The 5,353-nt window shown below is 69.2% G+C and carries 5 protein-coding genes; all 5 read left to right on the forward strand.

Features of this window, described 5'->3' with window-relative positions; all coding sequences use genetic code 11:
* Positions 1-135: 135 nt before the first annotated feature.
* A complete protein-coding gene (locus tag VK640_11825; GenBank protein ID HTE73871.1) occupies positions 136-912 on the forward strand; it encodes a nuclear transport factor 2 family protein in 777 nt (258 codons plus the stop codon).
* Positions 912-2,348 carry an MFS transporter gene (locus tag VK640_11830; GenBank protein HTE73872.1) on the forward strand — a complete coding sequence of 479 codons (1,437 nt, stop codon included), beginning with the start codon at positions 912-914 and terminating at the stop codon, positions 2,346-2,348. The genes VK640_11825 and VK640_11830 overlap by 1 nt, the downstream gene beginning before the upstream one ends.
* A gap of 205 nt (positions 2,349-2,553) precedes the next feature.
* The gene (locus VK640_11835; protein ID HTE73873.1) at positions 2,554-3,531 is read left to right on the forward strand and encodes a TIM barrel protein; all 978 of its coding nucleotides are present in this window, start codon (positions 2,554-2,556) and stop codon (positions 3,529-3,531) included.
* Entirely contained in the window at positions 3,528-4,502 is a 975-nt protein-coding gene (locus VK640_11840; protein ID HTE73874.1) for a sugar phosphate isomerase/epimerase, read from the forward strand. Before VK640_11835 ends, VK640_11840 begins: the two co-directional genes overlap by 4 nt.
* Positions 4,499-5,353, forward strand: an 855-nt coding sequence (locus tag VK640_11845; protein ID HTE73875.1) for a TIM barrel protein, incomplete at its 3' end; no start/stop codon positions are given. The genes VK640_11840 and VK640_11845, both read left to right, overlap by 4 nt.

Consider the following 5,353-nt stretch of genomic DNA (forward strand, 5'->3'; position numbering starts at 1 on the left):
CTTCGAGACCGGCCGCTGGGTGCCGGGACGCGCACTGAACGGCGACGAGCGGCTGTTCCTCCTCCCCTTCGACGACCTCGGCGCCGTCCGGATCCGACTGCTCCACCTCCCGTCCCCGACAGCAAAGGACTCGGAATGACCATCGAAGCGACGACGACCCTCGAGGAGCTCGCCAGCCGGCTGGCGGCGGTCGAGGAGCAGTTGGCCCAGACGAAGCGACTCGCGGACCGCGGGGCCGTCGACAACGTCTTCAACCGCTACATGCACTACCACAACGCCTACCAGGACCAGCGGATCATCGACGAGCTCTGGGCCAAGCCCGGCACGCCCGACATGTGGTCGCGCTACAACAACGTCGGCCTGTACACGACCTACGAGTCGGTGACCGCTTACCACCGCGGCCGGCCGAAGCCGGTCGGAAAGCTGCTCTTCCACTACACGAGCACGCCGGTGATCGAGGTCGGTGCCGACGGCGAGACCGCCAAGGGCATCTGGATCATGGCCGGGCTCGAGTCCGGCCTGATGGACCCCGAAGTCGCGAAGAACGTGCCGGAGTGGGTGTTCTCCGGCGGCGAGGTCGACGGCAAGCCGGTCTGGGCGCACTGGGTGTGGTGCAAGTACGGAGTGGACTTCATCAAGCAGGACGGCGAGTGGCGGATCTGGCACTTCCGCTGCTACGAGGTCGCCCGGGCACCCTTCAACCGGGACTGGATCTCCTTCGCCAAGGACAACCAGGAGAGCCACGACTCGCAGCTGGCCTGGTTCGGCGACGACGGCGTGCCCGTCTTCCTGCCGCCGGTCGACGAGCCGATCTCGACGACGGACTACTTCCCGTACGCGAACGACAAGGTGCAGGTGCTCGAGCCCGAGCCGCCGAAGCCGTACGACGAGTTCGAGGACACCTTCCGCTGATGCAGGAGGTCGTGCCCGCGGTGGCGCCGGTCGAGGCGCCGCCGCGGCGGCCCGGGCTGCTCCTCGCGGTTGCCTGCTCGGCCCAGTTCATCTGCGTCCTGGATGCGTCGATCGTCAACGTCGCGCTGCCACCCATGCAGGACAGCCTCGGGCTCTCGCCCACCGGCCTGCAGTGGGTGGTGAGCAGCTACACCCTCACCTTCGCGGGCTTCCTCCTGCTCGGCGGCCGCGTCGGTGACCTCTTCGGGCGCAAGCGAGCGTTCGTCGTCGGCCTGCTCGTGTTCGCGGCGGCGAGCCTCGTCGCCGGGCTGGCACAGGTGGGCTGGCAGGTTGTCGCGGCGCGCTTCGCCCAAGGGATCGGGGGCGCCGTCCTGGTGCCGACGACGCTGAGCCTGGTCACGACCGGCTTCACCGATCCGCGGGCGAAGGCGAGGGCGCTGAGCCTCCTCACCGCCGCGGCGGCTTCCGGAGGCGCCCTCGGCGGGGTCATCGGAGGGATCCTCACCGGCCTGCTGAGCTGGCGCTGGGTCTTCTTCGTGAACGTCCCGCTGGGCGTGCTGCTCGTGCTCGCGGCGGTGTGGGCGCTACCCGGCCGGCCGGTGGGCCACGTCCGCGGGCGGCTCGACGTGCCCGGCTCGGTGTCGGTCACGGTCGGCACCGCGGCCCTGGTGTCGGCGGTGATCCTCGGTGAGGAGCGCGGCTGGGGGTCGTCGGCGACCCTCGGCTGCCTCGGCTTCGCGGCGGCGTCGTTCGTCCTGTTCGTCCTCGTCGAACGCCGGGCCGAGCAGCCCGTCGTCCCCTTGGACGTCTTCCGCGTCCGGCCCGTCGTCGTGGCGAACGGCCTCGGCGCGCTCGTCGGCGGACTGCTCCCGACGACGATGTTCTTCCTGGCGCTGTACCTGCAGCGCGTGCTCGGCATGGACCCGCTGCAGGCCGGCCTCGCACTCACGCCGGGGGCGGTCGGCATCGCGCTCGGGGCGCGGGGCGCGTCCCGGTGGATGGCGGTCCTGGGACCGCGGCGCAGCTACATGCTGGGCACCCTCCTCGCGGCGGGGGCGCTGGCCTGGCTCTCGGCCATCGACGTGGAGGGCCGGTACGCCGTCGACGTGCTCGTCCCGCTGACGCTGGCCATGGCGGGCTTCGGCGCGGCGGGACTGCCGCTGACCGTCACGGCCATGTCCGGCCTGCCGCCGGAGCGGGCGGGTCTGGCCTCCGGGCTGCTGAACACGACCCGGCAGGTGGGCAGCGCCGTCGGGCTGGCCGCGCTGGTGTCGGTGGCCAGCGCATGGGCCGCCCGGTACGGCGCGCCCGACAGCGCGGCGGCACTGACCGCGGGCTTCGGTGTCGGCTTCCTCGTGGGTGCGGGGCTCCTCGTGGTGGCGTGCGTCGGAGCGCTGGCGCTGCCTGATCGGCTGGAGGCACATCGACCGCGCTGATGAACGGCATCAGGACAAAGCGCTGGTGCCCGTCACCGGCGCGACGGCAGAATGGTTCCTGCTCGTCACGAGCAGGAACCCTCTTCTTCCACGCCAGGGCTTTTCGCCCCAGGCGGTCGACATCGACCGCCGCTGGGGACCCTTTCGGGGCCTCCCGGTGACCTGGATGCGGGCCGCAGGCCGCGCAGAGAGAAGGGGACCCGTCGTGGTCTGGACCAAGTGGTCGTACATGGATCACTGGGTGACGGAGACGCCGCAGGGGCCGCAGCCCCCGTCGTTCAACCGCGCCTACATGGATCGGTACATCAAGCAGCTGTCGGCCCTGGGCTTCACGGGCTTCGACACCTTCTTCTTCTACCTGCCGTTCTACGCCGGGATGTACGGCGGGGTGCCGGGCTTCGAGCGGTTCCTCCGCGACAACGGGTTCGACAAGATCACCGGGATCTTCTCGGCATACCCCTCGGCGACGAAGTACACGGCGCCGCACGTCCGCGAGACGCACGACCGGATCGTCGCCGACTGCACGACCACGCTGCGCATGTGCGAGGGCCTGACCGGCGTCGAGAACTTCATCGTCATGCCGACGTCGACCTACTACCAGACCGAGCCGGTCACCGACGACACGATCAAGGTCGTGGCCGACCTGTGGAACCGGGTCGGGAAGCTGACCCTCGAGCAGGGCATAAAGACCACCTGCCACTTCGAGTTCTGGGGCGCGATCCGCACCCGCGAGCAGCTCGACACGTTCTTCCGCTACACCGACCCGGAGCTCGTCCACTTCTTCTGCGACACCGCGCAGCACACGATCGCCGGCGTCGACCCGGTTCAGCTGTTCCGCGACTACAAGGACCGCTGTACCGGCTTCCACTTCAAGGACACCAAGAACGTCGACGAGCACGAGGCCTACCGCACGCCGCCGGACCCTGAATTGATGGCGCCCCAGGTGACGCGCTGGTTCTACGAGATGGGCGAGGGCGGGCTCGTCGACTTCCCGGCGCTCATGAAGGAGATCGTCGCCAGCGGCTACGACGGCTGGCTGACCGTTGAGCACGACAAGGCCGAGCTCGGGGGCGGCAGCTACGCGGAGGCCACCGCCGTCGCCAAGTGGTACATCGACAACGTGCTCGCCGAGGCCGAGGCGCGGAGCGAGCTGTCGGGCAGCATCCAGGGGGCACGGCGATGAGGGACACCCTGCGCTGGGCATACGCGCTGAACCAGTGGAACGTCCGGCTCGACGTCTTCGTCCGGCACGAGGACCAGCAGCGGGCGCTCAAGACCGCGTCGGCCTGCGGGTTCGACACCATCGAGCTGGCGTCGGGCACCGGTCGGTGGGACAACATCAGCCGGCCCGAGGTCATCCTGCTCAACCACGGCAGCCACCAGGGCTTCCTCGACTTCCTCCGCCGGGCGAAGGTGCACGGCGTCTCCAGCATGTTCTGGGACCCGCAGCAGCCCACGGAGGAGGAAGAGGGTTACGCGTTCCGCTCCACGGCCAACCCGGCCGACCACGACGCGATCGTCGAGTGGTCGAAGCCGTTCGTCGACTTCGTCGCCGGCGTGGGCGCCGACCAGCTCGTCGTCCGCCCGGTCGGTTCGGCCTGGATGTCCCCGCCGCTGGACGCCGACGGGATCAAGCTCATCGGTGACGTGTGGAACCGGATCGGCGAGCTGACCTCCGCCGCCGGGCTGGGGCTGGCCCTCCACTACGACTGCCTGGGCGCTGTGCACACCGAAGCCGAGCTGACCGGCCTGCTGGACGCGACCGATCCAGCGACCGTCGGCCTGGCGCTGGACACGGCCGAGTTCACCGTCGGCGGCATCGACCCGGTGGCCTTCTACCGGGAGCACGCCGACCGGGTCACCCACGTGCACCTCAAGGACACCCGCTACGCCGACACCGGCGAGGAGTACCGGATGCCCGGAGCCGAGTCGACGATGCTCAAGGGCGGCGCCGGACGGCGGATCGAGCGCTGGTTCTACGAGCTCGGCACCGAGGGCGGGCTGGTCGACGTGAAGGGCTTCGTCGCGGCGCTCCGGGAGAACAACTACCCGGGCTGGGTCGTCGTCGAGAGCGACCACGGCGGCAACCCGGCCGAGCTGGCCATGCTCAACAGCTGGTACCTGCAGCACGAGCTGGGGGTGGCCAAGCGATGACCGAGTCCGCGATCAAGTGGTCCTACATGGACCACTGGCGGAGCAACGGCCCGGCGGGGCCGGTCGACCAGTGGCACTCGCACAAGACCATGTCGGCCTTCCTCAAGCAGATCAAGGCGACCGGCTTCGACGCGATCGACACGTTCGACTTCCGCATCTGGCAGATGTACGGCGACTACGGCGGCCCGGCGAAGTATCAGGAGATGGTCCGGGACCACGGGCTCGAGCGGATCGTGAACACGTTCCACGCCGCCGACTACGACCTCCGGAACTACGCGCCCCACATCCCCGAGACGCACGAGAACATCCTCGAGGACTTCCGGGTCACGATGGGCCGCTGGTCGGAGATCCAGCTCGACAACATCATCGTGATGCCGGCGACGCTCTACTACGACATGGAGCCGGTCACCGAGGACAAGCTCAAGTTCACCGCGGAGTGCTGGAACAAGGTCGGCGAGATCACCGCCGGCTTCGGGGTGAAGCTCACCTGCCATCACGAGTTCTTCTGCGGCATCCAGAGCGAGCCGGACATCGAGACCTTCTACAGCTACACCGACCCGAAGTACGTGTCGCTGTTCGTCGACACCGCGCAGCACTGCATCGCCGGGCTGGACCCGGTGGCGTTGTACAACCGGCACGCCCACCGGGTGAGCGGCTTCCACTTCAAGGACACCCACAACGTGGCCACCGGCGACGACCACCGGCACCGGCCGGACTCCGAGATCATGGCGCCGACGACCGGCAAGTGGTTCTACGAGATGGGCACGCCGCACGGCCTGGTCGACTTCGAGGCGATGATGACCGCCGTCCGCGACAACGGGTACCGCGGCTGGATCTCCGTCGAGCACGAC

It is taken from the genome of Actinomycetes bacterium, from assembly GCA_035489715.1.
Taxonomy (GTDB): Bacteria; Actinomycetota; Actinomycetes; order JACCUZ01; family JACCUZ01; genus DATHAP01.

Bases quoted from the DNA above. Each gene is read 5' to 3' on its own strand.
- VK640_11840 (HTE73874.1), top strand. From the start codon at position 3,528: ATGAGGGACACCCTGCGCTGGGCATACGCGCTGAACCAGTGGAACGTC.
- VK640_11830 (HTE73872.1), top strand. From the start codon at position 912: ATGCAGGAGGTCGTGCCCGCGGTGGCGCCGGTCGAGGCGCCGCCGCGG.
- VK640_11825 (HTE73871.1), top strand. From the start codon at position 136: ATGACCATCGAAGCGACGACGACCCTCGAGGAGCTCGCCAGCCGGCTG.